This is a genomic window from Streptomyces yangpuensis, assembly GCF_024666385.1.
GTDB classification, from domain to species: domain Bacteria; phylum Actinomycetota; class Actinomycetes; order Streptomycetales; family Streptomycetaceae; genus Streptomyces; species Streptomyces yangpuensis.
Genome location: NZ_CP102514.1, coordinates 254,280 through 270,848, shown reverse-complemented (window position 1 = coordinate 270,848; position 16,569 = coordinate 254,280). Strand labels below are relative to the sequence as shown.

At 74.0% G+C, this 16,569-nt stretch carries 15 protein-coding genes; 3 read left to right on the top strand and 12 right to left on the bottom strand.

Features of this window, described 5'->3' with window-relative positions; translation table 11 throughout:
• Positions 1-120: 120 nt before the first annotated feature.
• Both NRK68_RS01365 and NRK68_RS01360 read left to right on the top strand, forming a co-directional pair.
• The gene (locus tag NRK68_RS01365) at positions 121-606 is read left to right on the top strand and encodes a cation:proton antiporter regulatory subunit (RefSeq protein WP_470136773.1); all 486 of its coding nucleotides are present in this window, start codon (positions 121-123) and stop codon (positions 604-606) included.
• 4 nt (positions 607-610) lie between these two features.
• Positions 611-1,843 (top strand): cation:proton antiporter, encoded by a 1,233-nt coding sequence (locus NRK68_RS01360; protein WP_183066097.1) that lies wholly within the window; start codon positions 611-613, stop codon positions 1,841-1,843.
• 106 nt (positions 1,844-1,949) lie between these two features.
• Here NRK68_RS01360 and NRK68_RS01355 read toward each other — a convergent pair whose 3' ends face one another.
• The 4 genes from NRK68_RS01355 to NRK68_RS01340 form a co-directional block, all read right to left on the bottom strand.
• Positions 1,950-2,207: a hypothetical protein gene (locus tag NRK68_RS01355; RefSeq protein ID WP_183066098.1), complete on the bottom strand. Its 258-nt coding sequence runs from the start codon at positions 2,205-2,207 to the stop codon at positions 1,950-1,952.
• 217 nt (positions 2,208-2,424) lie between these two features.
• A complete protein-coding gene (locus NRK68_RS01350) occupies positions 2,425-3,627 on the bottom strand; it encodes an LCP family protein (RefSeq protein ID WP_257854504.1) in 1,203 nt (400 codons plus the stop codon).
• A 285-nt stretch (positions 3,628-3,912) separates the two neighbouring features.
• A complete protein-coding gene (locus NRK68_RS01345) occupies positions 3,913-4,590 on the bottom strand; it encodes a M15 family metallopeptidase (RefSeq protein ID WP_257854503.1) in 678 nt (225 codons plus the stop codon).
• A gap of 735 nt (positions 4,591-5,325) precedes the next feature.
• The gene (locus NRK68_RS01340; RefSeq protein ID WP_183066099.1) at positions 5,326-5,871 is read right to left on the bottom strand and encodes a MarR family winged helix-turn-helix transcriptional regulator; all 546 of its coding nucleotides are present in this window, start codon (positions 5,869-5,871) and stop codon (positions 5,326-5,328) included.
• A 175-nt stretch (positions 5,872-6,046) separates the two neighbouring features.
• On the opposite strand from NRK68_RS01340, the gene NRK68_RS01335 reads away from it, so the two are divergent.
• Positions 6,047-7,114 (top strand): alkene reductase, encoded by a 1,068-nt coding sequence (locus NRK68_RS01335; protein WP_183066100.1) that lies wholly within the window; start codon positions 6,047-6,049, stop codon positions 7,112-7,114.
• 34 nt (positions 7,115-7,148) lie between these two features.
• Here the strand turns inward: NRK68_RS01335 and NRK68_RS01330 are convergent, their stop codons facing one another.
• The 8 genes from NRK68_RS01330 to NRK68_RS01295 form a co-directional block, all read right to left on the bottom strand.
• The gene (locus NRK68_RS01330; protein ID WP_257854502.1) at positions 7,149-7,349 is read right to left on the bottom strand and encodes a hypothetical protein; all 201 of its coding nucleotides are present in this window, start codon (positions 7,347-7,349) and stop codon (positions 7,149-7,151) included.
• A gap of 79 nt (positions 7,350-7,428) precedes the next feature.
• Positions 7,429-7,584: a hypothetical protein gene (locus tag NRK68_RS01325; RefSeq protein ID WP_183066102.1), complete on the bottom strand. Its 156-nt coding sequence runs from the start codon at positions 7,582-7,584 to the stop codon at positions 7,429-7,431.
• Between the two features lie 115 nt (positions 7,585-7,699).
• Positions 7,700-10,261: an acyl-CoA reductase gene (locus NRK68_RS01320; RefSeq protein WP_257857734.1), complete on the bottom strand. Its 2,562-nt coding sequence runs from the start codon at positions 10,259-10,261 to the stop codon at positions 7,700-7,702.
• A 2-nt stretch (positions 10,262-10,263) separates the two neighbouring features.
• Positions 10,264-11,412: a LuxE/PaaK family acyltransferase gene (locus NRK68_RS01315; RefSeq protein ID WP_183066270.1), complete on the bottom strand. Its 1,149-nt coding sequence runs from the start codon at positions 11,410-11,412 to the stop codon at positions 10,264-10,266.
• Between the two features lie 5 nt (positions 11,413-11,417).
• Positions 11,418-12,578, bottom strand: coding sequence for a GNAT family N-acetyltransferase (locus NRK68_RS01310; RefSeq protein WP_257854501.1), 1,161 nt, complete (start codon positions 12,576-12,578; stop codon positions 11,418-11,420).
• Positions 12,575-13,933: an MFS transporter gene (locus NRK68_RS01305; RefSeq protein ID WP_183066103.1), complete on the bottom strand. Its 1,359-nt coding sequence runs from the start codon at positions 13,931-13,933 to the stop codon at positions 12,575-12,577. The genes NRK68_RS01310 and NRK68_RS01305 overlap by 4 nt, the downstream gene beginning before the upstream one ends.
• Positions 13,930-15,228, bottom strand: a complete 1,299-nt coding sequence (locus NRK68_RS01300) for a phenylacetate--CoA ligase family protein (RefSeq protein WP_257854500.1) — start codon at positions 15,226-15,228, stop codon at positions 13,930-13,932. Before NRK68_RS01300 ends, NRK68_RS01305 begins: the two co-directional genes overlap by 4 nt.
• 248 nt (positions 15,229-15,476) lie before the next feature.
• Positions 15,477-16,556, bottom strand: coding sequence for a helix-turn-helix domain-containing protein (locus NRK68_RS01295; RefSeq protein ID WP_183066105.1), 1,080 nt, complete (start codon positions 16,554-16,556; stop codon positions 15,477-15,479).
• Positions 16,557-16,569 lie beyond the last annotated feature (13 nt).

Below are 16,569 nucleotides of genomic sequence, written 5' to 3'. Positions count from 1 at the left end.
GATTCCGCATGCTTGGACGGTCCGGGTCACCAGGAACACCAGGGTTACCCGTCAGGACTTCCCGGATCCGTCGCGTGCCGCACCACTGTCACAAGGCTCACAACACGAGGGGGATGGGCTGTGCCTGCTCCACGGATGCGTACGACGCCACTGCCCGGCATCGGCGTCCAGTACGACCTCACCACCCGCGAACACCGCAACCTGTCGGTCATCGCGCACCGGGACGGCACCCGCACCGTCAGCCTGTACCGGGCCGACGACCCGGATGCCTGCGCCGAGTCGCTGCATCTGACGGGAGCCGAGACGGCTTCGCTGATCGACGCGCTGATGCCGGCGCACCACAGCCCGAACCTCCTGCACACCACCGACCTGGGCCTGGTCGCCGAGCGCGTCGAGCTCTCCGCGCACTCGCACTGGAACGGCCGCGTGCTGGGCGAGACCAGGATGCGCACCGAGACCGGCGTCTCGGTCGTGGCGGTGCTGCGGCGGGCCGAGGCCCGCCCCTCCCCGGCCCCGGACTTCCGCCTCGCAGGCGGCGACACCCTCATCCTGATCGGCACCCGCGAGGGCGTCGACGCCGCCGCGACGATCCTCGACAGGGAGTGATCGCGTGCACTCTGCCGTCTTCCTCATCGAGTTCGGAGCGATCCTCCTCGGACTGGGCCTTCTGGGCCGGGTCGCGGGCCGCCTGAAGTTCTCGCCGATACCCCTGTACCTGCTCGCGGGGCTGGCCTTCGGCACGGGCGGCCTCCTCCCGCTGGGCGCGAGCGAGGAGTTCGTCGCGATCGGCGCCGAGATCGGCGTCATCCTGCTCCTGCTGATGCTGGGTCTGGAGTACACCGCCAGCGATCTCGTCTCCAACCTCAAGACCCAGTACCCCGCCGGGATCGTCGACTTCACCCTCAACGCCCTGCCCGGCGCCGCCGCAGCCCTGCTGCTGGGCTGGGGGCCGGTCGCCGCCGTCGTTCTCGCAGGCGTCACCTGGATCTCGTCCTCCGGTGTCATCGCCAAGGTCATGGGCGACCTGGGCCGGCTCGGCAACCGCGAGACCCCGGTCATCCTGTCCATCCTGGTCCTCGAGGACCTGGCCATGGCCGTTTACCTGCCGATCATCACCGCACTGCTCGCCGGCGTGAGCCTGGCGGCCGGCAGCCTTACGCTGGCCATCGCCCTGGGCGTCGCGGGCGCTGTGCTGTTCGTCGCCGTCCGCTACGGCCGGGTCATCTCCCGCTTCGTCTCCAGCGACGACCCGGAGAAGCTCCTCCTCGTCGTCCTCGGCCTGACCCTCCTCGTCGCGGGCATCGCCCAGCAGCTCCAGGTCTCCGCCGCCGTCGGCGCGTTCCTGGTCGGCATCGCCCTGTCGGGCGAGGTCGCCGAGGGCACGCACACGCTGCTGAGCCCGCTGCGGGACCTGTTCGCCGCCGTGTTCTTCGTCTTCTTCGGCCTGCACACCGACCCCGCGACCATCCCGCCGGTGTTGCTGCCCGCCCTCGCGCTCGCCGTGGTCACGGCGGGTACGAAGATCGCCACCGGTTACTGGGCGGCCAAGCGGGCCGGCATCGGGGTCAAGGGGCGCTGGCGGGCGGGCGGCACGCTCGTGGCCCGCGGCGAGTTCTCCATCGTCATCGCCGGCCTCGCCGTCACCGCCGGCATCGAACCGGAGCTGGGCCCGCTCGCCACCGCGTACGTTCTGATCCTTGTGGTGATCGGACCGCTCACCGCCCGCTACACCCAGCCCCTCGCGGCCTGGTTCACCGAGCGCCGGCAGACGGGCGGCGGCTCCGCCGACCCGGCCGCGGAAACCACCGCGGCCCTGCCGGAACCGGCCTCCCGGAAGCGTTAGGCCGTCAGGCCGTCAGGCCGTCAGGCCGTCAAACCGTCCGCGCCGGACCGTGCCGCGCGGCCCCCGAAGGGGCCGCGCAGGCGCGTCGGTGCCGCGGACTCCCGCCTCACGGCAGCCGCTCACCGTCCCGGCCCGCCGTGCCGGAGCGGATGACCGCCACCGCGGCCGCGATCAGGCCGGCCGCGAGGAGCAGGCCGTGGGGCAGGAGGGCGCCGGCGACGGCCGCGCCGAGGGCGGCGGCCAGGGCCAGCGCCAGAACGGCCCCCGGCCGGCCGGACCGGTCCTTGCCCGGGCTGCGTCCGCAGCGCCGAGGAGAGCGCCGGAGCGCGGGCCGCACGGGGTGGGTCTCGTCGCGGTGGGGCATCGCCGCTCCTCTCCTACCCGGACGCGCCCTCATCCGCCGGAGGGCATCACGTACGGACAACACCGTGACCTGCGTGAGCCGTTGGGGCCGGGCCGGGGCGGGGGCGCACCGGCTCCGGCACCACGTCCCTCCCGCAACAGGAGTCTTCCTCCACCCCCACCATCACCCGGGGCGCCGGCGCCGCACATCGGGGCCGGCACCCATCTGGCGGCGCGGGTCACGACCGGCCCGCCGGGACCGGTCCCGGCGGCTCGGCGCAGCGCAGGCTGTCGCCGGTCACCGGGGCGCCGTCGGCGATGTTGCGGTCGTAGGTGACCGTCTTGACCCGTACCGGTTCCGCGCCGACGGCGACGTCGAAGACGGCGTCGTGACCGGGAACGGCTTCCAGCCTGGAGCCCGGCAAGGCCGCGGCGAGGGTCGCCGCGTGCTCCTCCTGGCCCGGGGCGTAGCGGATGACCGGCGGACCCGCCGGGCGTACGGGCGATGCGGACAGGGAGGTGTCGGTGACGACGAAGCCGTTGCTGCGCAGCGCCGCGGCCACGGTGGCGTCGTCCACCCGGACCCCGATGGCCGCGGGGTTGGTCGGCGCAGGGGTCTCCGCGACGGGCTGGATCCGGGTGTCGCCGGTGATCGGGCGGTCGGCGCCGAGGGCTTCCCACAGTGCGGCGGACCGGGCCTCGTCCCACACGAGTGTGGACCCCACGCCCGGCACACGGTGGTCGAAGAGGCGGATGGGGACGGTGGCGAACTCGGTACGGTCCGCACGCAGACGGCCGAGCGCCCAGCCGGTGCGGATCAGGTCGCCCGGGCCCGTCCCGGCGTCGGTGCGCACGGTCTTCAGGAGGGTGTGGACGGTCCGTGCGGTGCGCACGGGGCTGGTCAGGGCGCCCTCGACGGTGAGGCGGGCCAGCAGATCGTTGACCACGCGCTGCTGGCGGCGTACGCGGCCCAGGTCCCCGGGCCGGAGATTGACGTGCCGGGCCCGGACGTAGCGCAGGGTCCTGTTGCCGTCGGTGTGGTGGCGGCCGGCCGCGATGTCCAGGCCGGAGTTCTCGTCCTTGAGCGGCCTGTCCGTGCACACCGTTGCGCCGCCGAGGTTGTCGACGGTCCGCTCGAAGCCGGCGAAGTCGGTCTCCAGGTAGTGGTCGACGTGGAGTCCGGTGGCCTTCTCGACGGTGGCTACCGTGAGCGGGCCGCCGCCGAGGGCAAAGGCGCCGTTGATCTTGCCGCTGCGCGGCGGGACGACGGGGCCGGCGTATGCGACGTAGGAGTCGCGCGGGATGGAGACGACGCTCGCGCGGTGCTCGTCCTCGGACAGGTGTACGAGCATCATCACGTCGGTGCAGTTACAGCCTTTCCCTCCCACATGGAGCCGGTTCTTCTCGGCGGTGGAGAGCCCCGCGCGGCTGTCGATGCCCACGATCAGGATGTTCGTGCCCCGTCCACCCGCTGCCGCTGCCGCGGGGATGTGGGCCGATACGGCCTGCGGGCCCACGAGGGATCCGCAGGAAAGGGCGGTCACGCAGGCGAGAGCAACGGCGAGGCGGCGCAACGCGGATCCCCCAGACGGGACGAAATGGACTCGGATCGCGACTGTAGGGGGAGCGGGCGGCGGAGTCGGAGGAGGAGCGGTCGTGTACACGCCGGTGTCACTCGCGCGGCGGGCGGCCGCGGCGCGCCGGGCCGTGTTGCCGGCAGATGGTGCTCACTCGCCGTTGGCGGAGAAGTGCTGGTAGTCCGGGTTGGTCCAGCGGCCGCCCCACTGCCAGCCCACCTCGCGGAAGGCCGCGGCGACGGCGTCGCCCGGGTGGATCTGGCCCGGGCGGGCCGGGGACCGCCGCAGGTGGGCGCGCGCGTTCGGCGGGTGGACGACCGCGTTGATGTCGACGTACGGATTCTCGACGGGGTTGATGTCGACCGCGTCGCCCCAGGCGTGCTGGGACAGTCGCCGGGGATCGCCGGTGACCGGACGGCAGTTGAAGGCCGATGTGTTGTCGTCGGCCATGGCCTCCGCGTCGTCGCGGTACTCGGCCATCACGCGCATCCGGCGGATCGGGAACCGGGCTTCGAAGGCCCGCTCGAAGACGTGCAGGACGGGGCGGACGGCGTCCTCGTGGACGACCATCTCACCCACGTGGGTGCGGCCGTCGAAACCCCAGTGGTTCATGCGGATGAGCCGGAGCCGGTCTGGCGGGACCGGGCAGCCCGTTCGGTGGGAGGCGCCCAGCTTCGCCTGCGGCACGGTCGTGACGCGCGAGGTGAACCGGACCGGCGGGTCGGGCGGTCCGGCCGGCGCCCGCGACGGGGCGGCCTGCGTGGAGCAGGCCAGTGCGGCCGCGCACAGGGCGGCCGTCACGGCGGCGGCCGCGGTGGTGTGGCGCACGGAACCACGCTAAGGCGAGCACCGCAGCCAGGCGCGCCGACCGGCCCCGGGCCGGCCCGGTGGGCAGGCCGGGCCGGAACCCAGCGGACACGCCGTGCCGGGCGGGAGCCGGCCGGACTCATTCCGGGCGCGACCTGCTCGGGCGACCGGGCCGGATCCGCTGGGCGCGGACGGGCCGGACGGGGCGGCACCCGGGAGGAACCTGCTGGGCCGACCGGGCGGAATCCGTGGGCGCCTGGCGGGGCGGGGCGAGGTATGAGCCGTTCGGGCCCATCCCGACTGCGAGCCGGCGTTGCCTCCCGGCTCGGGAGTCGGCTGGCGCAACCCGGGCCGGAGCCGCACGGGCCCGTCCCGGCGGCACCCAACCATGCAGCCGAGGCCGGAGCCGGCCGGGCATCCCCGGCCGGAGCCGACCGCCGGGCCGCTCCGGCCGGGCCCTGGAGGCGGCCATGGTCGGCGCGCCGGGGCGGGCGGGGCGCGAGCCGGTCAGGCACATCCCGAGCCGGCGGCGGCCGGGGACACTCCAGGCTGGAGCCGCATGCATGCCAGGCGAGGCGGCCGGCCGGGCATCCCCGGCCGGAGCCGACCGCCGGGCCGCTCCGGCCGAGGGGCCGCTCGGGCGGCAGCCATCCGTAGATCCGGGGCCGCAGTCGACCGGGCACCCTGTGGGCCGGCGTCGGTCGGCTCGGGGAGGTCGTCTCGGTGTCAGGGCCGGGCGGGCGGCGGGGTGGCCGGTCAGCAGTGGAGTGGGCCCTGGTGCGGGGAGTCGCAGTCGGCTTCGGCGGCTCGGGCCGCCGACGTACAGAGGGAGCCCTCCACCTTGGCCAGCAGGCGGGCCAGCTCGGCGCGTTCGCCGGCGTCCAGGCCTTCGAGGGTCTGGCGCTCCAGCTCGCCCCACGCCCCGCGGACCGCCATGAGGAGCCCGCAGCTCGCCTCCGTCGCCTCCACCAGCGAGGCGCGCCGGTCCGCCGGGTCGGGGCGGCGCCGTACGTGACCGGACTGTTCGAGCCGCTGGAGCATCTTGGTCACCGTGGACGGATCGAGCCCGACCGCCTTGATCAGCTCGGACTGCCGCACCGCCCCGCTGTCCCACAGGTGCATCATCAGGAACTCCTGGCCCGGATGCAGGCCGAGGTCCCGCAGCAGGCGGCCCGCGGCGATCCGGTGGAGCCGGGCCACCCGGCTGATCGCGTGGCTCACCGGCCCGTCCAGTACGGCCCCGGGCACGGCCGCGCACTGCGGCGTGGGCGTGCTCGGTTCCTGGGCGGCTTCCGCGGTCATGGGGGCGCTCCTCCTGGGTGGCTGAGGCGGGATCCGGTGGGCGGGGCCCCGCCCGGACCGTCGTCCGCTCCGCCGATTTTACCCGCTGCCCAGATTTTATCTTGGTCGGCCAACTAATGGGGTACGCTGCCTCTCGAAGCCATTGATTGGCCGACCAAATATCTAGGAGGCAAAGATGACCAGCGCTTTCGATCCCGTTCGCCTGGCCGCGGGGACCACCCTCTCCAACCGCATCGCCCTGGCCCCGATGACCCGCAGCCGCGCCGGTGAGGGCGGTGTCGCCACCCCCCTCGTCGCCGAGTACTACACCCAGCGCGCCTCGGCCGGCCTGATCATCAGCGAGGGCGTCCAGCCGTCCGTGGTCGGGCAGGGCTACCCCTTCACCCCCGGCCTCCACAGCGCCGAGCAGGTCGCGGCCTGGCGCGAGGTCACCGACTCCGTCCACGCGGCCGGCGGGCGGATCTTCGCCCAGCTCATGCACTCCGGCCGTATCGGCCACCCGTCGCTGCTGCCCGACGGGCTGGTCCCGGTGGCCCCGTCGGCGGTCAGGCCGGCCGGCCAGCTGTTCACGGGCGAGGGCATGAAGGACTTCACGACCCCCCACGAGCTGACCGGTGACGAGGTACGGGCGACCATCGCCGACTACGCCGAGGCCGCCCGGAACGCCATCGAGGCGGGCTTCGACGGCGTGGAGCTGCACGGGGCCAACGGCTACCTGATCCACCAGTTCCTGGCCCCCGGCTCGAACCTGCGCACCGACGAGTGGGGCGGACCGGCCGAGAACCGCATCCGCTTCGCGGTCGAGGTGGTCAAGGCGGTCGCCGCCGCGATCGGCGCCGAGCGCACGGCCCTGCGCATCTCGCCCGGGAACCCGTACAACGACATCTCCGAGCCCGACGCGCAGCCCGTCTACGAGGCGCTGGTCAAGGAGATCGACGGGCTGGGGCTGGCCTACCTGCACGTGCTGGAGTACGGCCCCGAGGTACGGGAGACGACCCTCGCCCTGCGCAAGCAGTTCTCCGGACTCCTCGTGCTGAACCCGGCCACCGAAGGCCCCACCGACCACCGCGCCCTCGCGCTGGTCGAGGACGGCACCGCCGACCTCGTCGCCTTCGGCGCGCTCTTCCTCGCCAACCCCGACCTGCCGGACCGCCTGCGCACCGAAGGCCCGTACAACACCCCGGACCCGTCCACCTTCTTCGGGGGCGACGCCCGCGGCTACACGGACTACCCGACGCGCTGAACGGCGTCACGGTCGGGGCGACCGCCGGCCGGGGTCAGCCGCGGCGGTTGAGTTCGTTCGGCGGGGTGTAGAACCTGCGCCCGGGGGAGAGCTTGTCGAAGCGGGCCTCCTTCCGGGCCCGTTCCTCCGCCTGCAGTCCGTCGAGGTTCCTCGTCCGGGTGGCCCGGTCGCTCCAGAGCAGGTACGCGACCAGCGCGACGATGGGAAGCCCCAGGCATGCATAAAAAAAGATCACGGTCTTCGTACCCCCCCGGCGAAGATCAATAAGTGTGCTGAGTCTGCGCACGGTGCGGGGAGAGAGTCAAGGGCCTGCCTCACAGGGCCGGCGCGGCGAAGGCTCCGTCGAGGAAGCCGTCCGGCAGGCCCGGACCTGTCCAGTTCCAGCCGGCCGGGCTCACCGCCTCGGCGGCCTCCTCCACGGCCGTGCCCGCACGCGCGGGATCAGGCCCGGGCAGCCCCAGGGCGACCACCGCCCACGACGTCAGGTCGGACCAGTGCCGACGACCGGCCCGGCGGCTCGAGCACGCGGCCCGGCGGGCCGGCGAGCACCCGCCGGGCCGCCGGGCCGCCGGGCCCGTACGGGGCCTACCTGCGGGCGTCCACCACGGCCAGCAGTTTGCCGCTGGTCGGACTGCGGTCCAGCGACGCGCCGTCGACGGCTTCGACCACCAGGTCGAGCAGCCGCTCCGTCACCGCCTCCCGGAGCTCCGGGTAACCGGCCAGGAAGACCTCCCGCAGCCGCTCCGGGTCCGTCGCCCCGGCGCGTTCCACCCGTACGGTCAGCCGCTCGCGCGCATCCGTGACGTCGAGCCGGATCTGCAACTCGCCCCGGTGGCCCCCGCTTTCCCCGGCCAGGTCCAGGAAGCGGCGCTGGTTGAGGAAGTACGTCGCCACCCGCATCACATCGCCCGTGCGGCCCCGGAGTTCGAAGCGGGGGGCGAGGCGGCCGCACGGACAGCGGCCCGGGATCTCCCGGCCCAGGTCGCCGATCACGTACCGGCCCAGGTCCTGGCCGCGCCGGGCGTGCGTGGTGAAGACCAGCCTGCCGGTCTCGCCCGGCGTCACCGGCCGGTCCTCGGCCAGGTCCAGGATCTCCATGGTGTGCAGGTCGGCGTGCAGGTGGTGGACACCGCCGGAGCTCTCGGTGCACTGGTAGCCCAGCGGCCCGAGGTCGGTGCTGCCGTAGGTGATCGAGCGGATCACCTCGATGCCGAAGGTGTCCTTCAGCGTGCGCTGCTGCGCCGGGGTGAAGTGCTCGCCGCCGTAGAAGACCTTGCGCAGGCCGCCGTACGCACGCAGGGCGTCCGCCTCCGCGTGCAGCAGCTGCCACAGGTAGGACGGCATCCCGAAGAGGGTGTCGGCCCCGTGGTCGATGAGCGCCTGCGCCGTCGCCGGGTGGTCGGGACCGGCCGACAGCGGCAGCTGCACCCCGCCGAGGCGTTCCAGCACCGAGAAGAAGCTGATGAAGCTGCCGTACATGGCACCGCAGTAGAAGAGGTTCGCGGTGCGGTCCCCGACCGGGTCGTAGCCGGCCGCGAGCAGGCCGCGCGCGGCGGCGTGCATCTGCGTGTCGTAGTCGTCGTAACTGAAGATCGACAGCGCGGGCGCCCCGGTGCTGCCGCCGCTGCGGAAGTACAGCTCGGCGTCCGCGCGCGCCACCCGCCGGCCCGGCTCCTGTATGTCCTCCTTGCCCAGCAGCGGGCCCGCCGGCGGCGGCAGGACGACGGGCCGGGCCAGGTCGTCCAGGCAGGCGGTGGTGGCGAAGACGGCCGGGTCGGCCTGCACCGCGACACGGCGGCTGTAGCGCTGGAGGGCGTACACACCGTCGTGCGGCTCACCCGCGTAGCTCTCCAGCATGGACCCGACCGGTGTCACCCGGGTGACACCCGCGGCCAGGGCGGTGCGCGACAGATCGGCGATGTCGGTCCGGCTGCCCGCGAGGCCCGCGGTCTGCAGGTAGCGGCGCATCGGGCGCAGGGTGGCGATCATCCGCTTCCGCGGCAGCGGCTTGACCCACACGCTGCGGTGCAGCGGCGACGCGGTGAGCGGGGACCGGGTGTCGGCCATGACCCGCCACGAACCGTCGGGGGCGGCGAACACCCGGGTCAGACCGAGGTGTTCCTCCAGCCGGGCCACCAGCTCGGTGGTGGTCAGCTCGGCCGCCTCCGCCGGGTCCGGAGCCGGGTCCGGAGCGGGGGCCGAAGCGGCGCCCGCCGCCGAAGCGGCGCCGACCTTCGGCGCGGCGCCCACCGCCGGCGGCCGGGCCGCGAGCACGGCGGCGAAGCGCTCGGCGAAGGCGAACACCTCGCCCTCGTCCTCGGTGTCGAGGTAGACCACCTGGGGGCTGGAGCAGGCCTGCTGCTCGTGCAGGCACACGTCGTCCGCGAGGGCGCCGAGCGTCACCGCGTCCGACCAGACGTCACGCGTCAGGTAGGCGAAGGAGATCCGGTGCCCCCACTCCACCAGCCGGCAACCGGCGGGCACATGGGCCGCCACGCCCTCCACGGCGCCCTCCCCGCCCCACACGGCGACGGCGTCCGCGGGCGCGCACATCAGGCGCAGCCACTCCTGCCGGGACGACGGGAACCGCAGGACGACGATCCGCGCGGCCAGCGCACCACTGGGGTCAAGGGCCGCCAGCTCGGCCATCAGGTGCTGGGTGAACAGGGTGTCGGCGCTGCTGGTCTTCAGCACGTTGACATTCCCGGCGAGCAGGCCCTCGACGATGCTCAGCGGTGCCACGGTCGCCGCGTTGCCCGGGGCGATGTGCGCGACCAGGCCGACGGGCGCCCACGCCTCGTAGACCGTCTCGCGCGGGTCCGCCCGGTTCAGCCGGCCCGGAGCCGTGCCGCCCAGTTCACGGCGCAGCTTCCGGGTCAGTTCACGCCGGCCGAGGAGGGCGCCGAGCTCGGCCAGGACGGCCGGGTCCTCGCCCTCCGGCAGGTGCGCGGCGAGCCGGCCGTGCACGGGGTGGGCCGGGTCGCACAGCGCGGCGGCCAGGGCGTCGCAGGCAGCCAGGACGGTCTCGGTCGCCAGCTCCGTCGCCAGCGCGGCCTCGACCGCCGCGGGCAGCTCGACGAGGCGGCGCCCGGCCTCCTCGTCGCCGACGAAGGAGCCCTGCCAGTAATGGTGGTGGTGCACGCTCATGGTCACGCCATTCCCTTCATCAGTTCCGCCGCGGCCACGGCGCAGCTCTTGTTGCGGCTCACCCCGGCACGGCCGTGCACGGTGAACCAGGGCGTCTCCAGCTCGCACCCGCAGGCCTCGCCCGGCTGGAGGGAGGCGAGATCGCCCATGACCACGCTCTGCGCCGGCACCGAGGTGATGTACGGCGACACCAGGTGCAGGTAGCCGCGTTCCCCGTACGGCAGGGGCTCCAGGGTCCGGGTGGAGCGGATCGTCACCCGGGACCAGACCGGGGCGTGCAGCCGGTGGTGGTCGCACTCGATGTACGGGATGCAGTGCTCCACCGACCCGAAGGTGTCCCGGATCCGCTCACCCGGGATGCCGAGCTGCTCGGTGACGCGCGCGTACAGCTCCTCCTTCTCGATGCGCCGGTCGGCGTGCCCCTTCCAGCCGCCGCCGAGGACGACGAGCGAGCCCTCGGGCAGGCGCAGCGGCGCCATCCCCAGGGCCCGCATCCGCTCCAGCGTGAAGAAGAGGAAGGCGGGGAAGCCGAGGATGCGGACCGGGGCGTCCTCCCGCTCGAAGCGGCGCAGCGCGGCGATGCAGCCGAAGGGGTCGAACTCGTGGTCGCCGCCCGTGTTGCGCAGCGCGTACTCGACGCTGCGCGCGGGGGCGAAGTCGCAGAGGTAGTTGTCGGTGAAGGCGGTGCCCAGGTTCAGGGACGGGGCCGGCTCGTAGCTGTAGAGGAGGTAGTTGACCTCCTGGTCCGGGGTGATCCAGCCATTGCGTTCGAAGATCCGGGCGACCATGCGCTGCGCGGAGCGGATGGTCCAGTGGTCGAAGAACATCTGCGACTTCTGGCCGGTGGTGCCCGACGAGGTCAGGTGCAGTTCGACGTCCTCGCGCGGGATGGAGAGCACCTCGTGGCGCTTGAAGAAGTTCGCGTGGACGAGCGGCGTACGGTACGGCTCCGCCGGGGGAGTGGCCTCGTACAGGGAGCGGAAGAACGGGGAGCGTTCGCGGTGCCAGGCGTTGGTCTCCGCCATGGCCGCGGCGAACAGCTCGTCCACCGCGGGTCCGTGGGCGTACGGGTCGGTCAGGTCGCACAGCCGTTGTACGTGCGGCAGGAGGGCCGGGTCGGGTACGGCGACCGGCGCGAGATGGGGGTTCATGCGGTTCATGGGGCAACCTCGGATGGTGTGGGCAGGTGCGCCGCCGCCCAGGCCGACGCGTAGCAGTCCAGGTACGGCTGGAGGGGCGGTTCGACGGCGACACCGCGGAAGTCGATCCGCTCGCTGGAGCGGGACAGGACGGCGTAGTCGTGGAAGCCGTCGCCGTCCGCGCGCATCGCCGGGTAGAGCGCTCCGGCGACGAATCCCTGGGCGAGGAAGGCGGAGAGCGCCGCCTCGTGGGCGAGCGGCACCAGCGCCTCGACGTAGCCGGCGCCCGCGCGGGCCAGGGCCCGGGTGACGGGTTCGAGATGGGCGGCCGCGGCCGCCGGGTCGGGATGGGCGGTCAGCAGGGAGCAGTACCCGCCGGCGCGGTTGAGGTACGCGTACACCTCGAAGCGGCCGTCCTCGGGCGTGAGCAGCACGTTCGGAGTGTGCAGCGGATAGAACCAGCCCTCTGCGCCCGGGAACCGCTCACGGAAGCGGCGGCGTACGAACGCGGGCGCCTCGATCATCTCCAGCCGCTCGACGCCCCGTTGGTGGCCGGGCGCCGGGCGGGGGCGGCCGGCGGCGGCCCGCACTTCCGGGTAGCCGATGCCGAGGGCATCCCCGGCGGTGCGCAGCAACGGCAGCAGCGCGGCGGGCACTTCGGTCACGGGCACCCGGCGGTCGAGCACACCGGGGGAGTGACGCGCGTAGAGGGCGAGGCTCTCGCGGCTGCTGAGATCCACCGCGTTGGGCAGGATGCCCAGCGGACGGAAGCCGTTGCGGGCGACGACCCGCTGCGGCCCGGAACCGACGGTGCGGACGGTCGCGTACACCGAGTCCAGCCGGCCCGTGTCCAGCATCTCGGCGCAGAGCGCCTCGGTCAGGGCGGCGGCCAGCCCGGAGGAGCGGTGCTCGGGGTGCACGGCGATGCCCTCCAGCCGGGCGATACGGCTGCCTGCCTCGCCGTGGATGGCGGCGGACCCGGTCAGGGCCCCGGTCGCCGCGCAGCGGGCGATGAGCCACAGGGAGTGCGGGTCCGCCATGAGCAGGGCCATCTCGGCCGGGTCCGTCCCGAGCGCCACCGGGTAGTGGGGGCCGTAGACGGCGTAGTAGAGCTGGCGCAGTTCGGCGATGTCCGCCCGGGTGGCAGGGGCGATGACCGGGGTGGCGAGGGTGTTCACCGGGCGCCTGCCGGGGTTCGCGGCTCCGCCGAGGGCGCGGGTTCGGGCGTACGGGTCTCCGGCAGGGCCAGCGCGCAGGCGGCGGGCAGCAGGCCGGCGCCCTGGACCAGACACAGCGTCTGCGGCGAAAGGACGTCGCCCGCGGAGCCGAACAGCAGGGACGCCACCGGCAGGGAGGCGCCCAGGACGGCCTGCATCACCGCGAAGAAGCCGGGCTTGTCGGCGGTCGGCACCAGCCGCTGGAAGAGGGCCACGAAGCGGACGCTGACGGCCCCGGCGCACCAGCCGGCCACCGCCAGGCAGCCCGCGATGACCAGGCGGTCCGCGAACAGGCCGGGCAGCGCCAGGGCGAGGGCCATCAGGCCCAGGCAGTACGCGCCGGCGACCGTGGGCCGGCCCGGCACGCGGGTGCCGGTGAAGGCGCCGATGAGCGCGCCCGTGCCCAGCGAGGCCTCCAGCAGGGCGACCGTGCCGCCACCGCCGCCGAGGACGGAGCGGGTGTAGAGCGGGATGACGACGAACACGGCGGCGGTGAAGAGGTTCGCCGCGGTGAAGCAGACCAGGATCCGGCGCATGTGCGGCAGTTCACCGAGGATGCGGCGGAGCGGGCGCCGCGCGGGCGCCTCGTCCGAGCGGGCCGCGGCCGACGCCGGGCCGCGGAAGCGGGCACTCGCGACGAGGACGGCGGCGCCCGCGTAGGCGGCCGCGCAGCCGGCGGCGAGCCAGGCCATGCCGGCCCGGTCGACGGTGAGGGCGCCGAGCAGCGCTCCGCCGAGACCCGCGAGGGACTGGGTGGACAGCTCGAAGCCGGTCGCCGTCTCGATGTCGGCGTCGTCGACGAGTTCCGGCACCGACGTGGTCAGGCACGGGTCGAAGAACGCCTGGCAGGTGGCCAGCGCGAGGCCGGCGGCGTACACCCCGGCGAGCGGCGGTCCGCCGCCCTGCGCCCACACCGCGAGGACGCCGGCCGTGGCCGCGGCCAGGCCGGCGGCGGTCCGCAGCACAGAGCGGTGGGCGACCCCGGCCACGGTCCGGGCCACCACGGGCGCCAGTACCACGGCGGGCAGTGTGCAGGCGGCCATGAACAGTCCGGAGGCCAGACCGCGGGCGTCGCGCACGGCGTAGGCCACGATCCACCAGGACACGCCGACCTGGAACATGCGCACGGCGGCCTGGGTGAGGACTTGGCCCAGCCAGACGGCGGCGAAGGCGCGGTTGCGCAGGATCAGCGGGGTCCGCCGGACCGTGCCGTTCGAACCTGCGGCTGCGGCTGCGGCGGTCGCGGAGTCAGTTGCGATGGTGGTTTCGGCGGCGGCTGAGGGGTTGGGGGCGGAGGCGGGTGCGGGGGCGGTCATGCCGTGGGCCTCTCGTCCAGGACCCGGACGAGCTTGCCCGAGCGCGGGTTGACGGCGAGGTCGCGGTGGCGCGCCCACTCCACGGACACCGGGTGCACGAACCCGGCGCGCACGCTGTCGGGGTACAGAGGCCGTACGGTCTCCAGTTCGGCGACGACGGCCCGGGCCAGTGCCTCCCGCCGTTCGGCGTCCCGCTCGGCATTGCCTTCGGTGCCACGTTCCCCGCCCGGGGCGGTGGCCAGCCGCAGGACGAGCCCGTCGCGGCCGTCCCAGCGCCGGACGACGAGCTGCATGCCGACCACCTGACCGGCGGTGTCGGCGGTGGCCACGGCGTCCTGGGCGTCCTGCGTGTAGAGGGACACGGGGCCGACCCGTACACCCTCCTCGGCGCGTCCGAGGATCCGGAAGTGCCCCGGTCCGGTGCCGGTCCATTCGGCCCGGTCGCCGGCGGGGTAGCGGATGATCGGCATCAGACGGCGGAACAGGCTCGTGACGACGACCCGGCCGGGGCGTCCCGGCTCGGTGACGGGCTCGTCCGTGGTGTCGTCGAGAATCTCGACGACGGAGTACGGGGTGAAGGCCCGGTGCACCCGCGCGTCGGCGCCCGGTACGGGGCGGCCGAGCAGGCCGGCGTCGACGCTGGCGTAGCCGACGGACCGGGCCTCGGCGCGGGGGAACGCCGTGGCCAGGAGGCGCCGTTGGTCGTCGAAGAGCGCCTCACCGCCGAAGAGCAGCAGCTCGACGGAGTCGAGGCGGACGCCGGACGCGACGACCTGTTCGGCGAGCCGGCACAGGGTGGTGGGAGTGCCGGCGAGCACCTGCGCCGCGAGATCGCGCAGCGTCGGGATCGTCGACTCCAGCGGCGCGCCGCCGCCGATGGGCAGGCGGACGTTGTCCACGGGCGCGTGGGCGAGCGAGTCGAGGACGAACAGGAAGCTGGCGTAGAGCTCCCCGGCGTAGAAGAGGTCGGCGACGCGGTGTCCGGGGCGCAGCCCGGTGTCCACCAGGCCCTGCCCGAAGGAGGTGACGAAGGTGCGCCACTCGTCCCGGGTGTAGACGGAGAACTTCGGGGACCCGGTGGTGCCGCCGGTCTTGTAGACCGTGGCCTCGCTGAGCGGGCCGGTCAGTACGCGGCTGTCGTGCAGGGTGTTGGCCGCCCAGAACGCCTCCTGGTCGACCACCGGAAGGTCGGTGAGCCGGTCGGCGTGCGCCGGCAGGGACGCGTAGAGGTCCCGGTAGAAGGGCGAGTTGTGACGGGCGAAACGTATGAGGTCCGAGAGTTGCTGGGCGGACATGGGCCTTTGCCTAGGTGACGGAAGTGGGACGGGAGCCACGGCGGGGCACGGCGAGCACAAGGACTCGCCTGCCGCATCTGCCGGTACGAACGGGGGACCCCCCGGCGCCCCCGCCTCCTCGACGCACGTCGAAAGCTGACGTGCAGTCATGATGATGAAACATCAGTGCGCAAGTCACCAAATTGAGCGAATATTCCTGGCCATTGCGGCAACGTTCAACAATTCTTGCGGCACCGGCCCTTGCTGTGTCAGCCGTCCAGCAGCCGCCACGCGGTGAGGGCGAGCCCGGCCCGCATGAGGCCTGCGGGGTGGGCGAGTTCGATGCCCAGGGTCTTCGTGATCTGTTCGATCCTGCGGGCGACGCTGCTGTGGTGCAGGTGGAGGCGGTCGGCGGCGCGGCGCAGGGAGCCCGTGGCACAGAAGGCGTCCAGGGTCTCCAGGTCCTCCGGATGGCGCGCCAGGCGGGCGATCGCGGCCACGTCGTGGTTGGCGCGCGCGACGTCCTCGGGTATCTCGGCCAGCAGGGCCAGCGCGCCCAGGTCGGCGTAGCGGACGACCGGCCGGCGCTCGGCCGTGAAGCGGAGGGCCGTACGGGCCTCCCGCCAGGACCGCACGGGATCTCCGGCGGCGCCCACGCCCGCGCGGACGCCTGCGGGGAGCAGGTCCGACTGCGACGAGGCGGAATCGGCGGCGCTGCCGGCGGCAGTGCCGGTGTCGGTGGCGGTGACCAGGACGATGCCGGCGTCGGCGAGCGGTGCCGCCTTCGCGGGCCGGCCCGGGCAGAGCAGGGCGGCGACCCGGTCCAGCGGAACGTCCGACCGTACGGCGACGGCGCGGACGGGCAGGTCCGCGGCGAAGCCCAGCAGCCGCAGCGCCCGGGCCCGGCCCGCCTCGTCGCAGTCGGCGCTGACGGCCAGTTCCACGAGGGCGGGGTCGGCCATGGTGGTGCTGGCCGGACCGTACCGTTCGACGACCGCGGCGGCGGCGATGGCCAGCCGGTCGAGCAGTACGTCGTCGAGGGGGTGGGGAGGGCCGGCGCGCTCCAGCCAGACCGCGCCGATCTCCTCCTCGTCCAGGGTGATCGGCGCGGTGGTGGACGCGGGTCCGGGCGGGGCGGACGCGTCCGTTCCGTCGGGCGAGGCGCGCACCACCCGACCCGTACCGTGGAGCCGGACCCCGGCCACGCATTCGGCCAGCCCTGCCGAGGACCGGGCCAGCGCGGGCAGGTCCACCCGCCGGCGCATCAGCGTGTCGTAGAACGTGACGACGCGGATCGCCCCTTCCGCATGCGCGTCCAACTGCGACAGTCGTGCGGCGAGTGCCTCCATGCCTGGAGGATAG

Bases quoted from the DNA above. Each gene is read 5' to 3' on its own strand.
- NRK68_RS01355 (WP_183066098.1), bottom strand. From the start codon at position 2,207: ATGCCCCACCGCGACGAGACCCACCCCGTGCGGCCCGCGCTCCGGCGC.
- NRK68_RS01305 (WP_183066103.1), bottom strand. From the start codon at position 13,933: ATGACCGCCCCCGCACCCGCCTCCGCCCCCAACCCCTCAGCCGCCGCC.
- NRK68_RS01335 (WP_183066100.1), top strand. From the start codon at position 6,047: ATGACCAGCGCTTTCGATCCCGTTCGCCTGGCCGCGGGGACCACCCTC.
- NRK68_RS01300 (WP_257854500.1), bottom strand. From the start codon at position 15,228: ATGTCCGCCCAGCAACTCTCGGACCTCATACGTTTCGCCCGTCACAAC.
- NRK68_RS01295 (WP_183066105.1), bottom strand. From the start codon at position 16,556: ATGGAGGCACTCGCCGCACGACTGTCGCAGTTGGACGCGCATGCGGAA.
- NRK68_RS01340 (WP_183066099.1), bottom strand. From the start codon at position 5,871: ATGACCGCGGAAGCCGCCCAGGAACCGAGCACGCCCACGCCGCAGTGC.
- NRK68_RS01320 (WP_257857734.1), bottom strand. From the start codon at position 10,261: ATGAGCGTGCACCACCACCATTACTGGCAGGGCTCCTTCGTCGGCGAC.
- NRK68_RS01315 (WP_183066270.1), bottom strand. From the start codon at position 11,412: ATGAACCCCCATCTCGCGCCGGTCGCCGTACCCGACCCGGCCCTCCTG.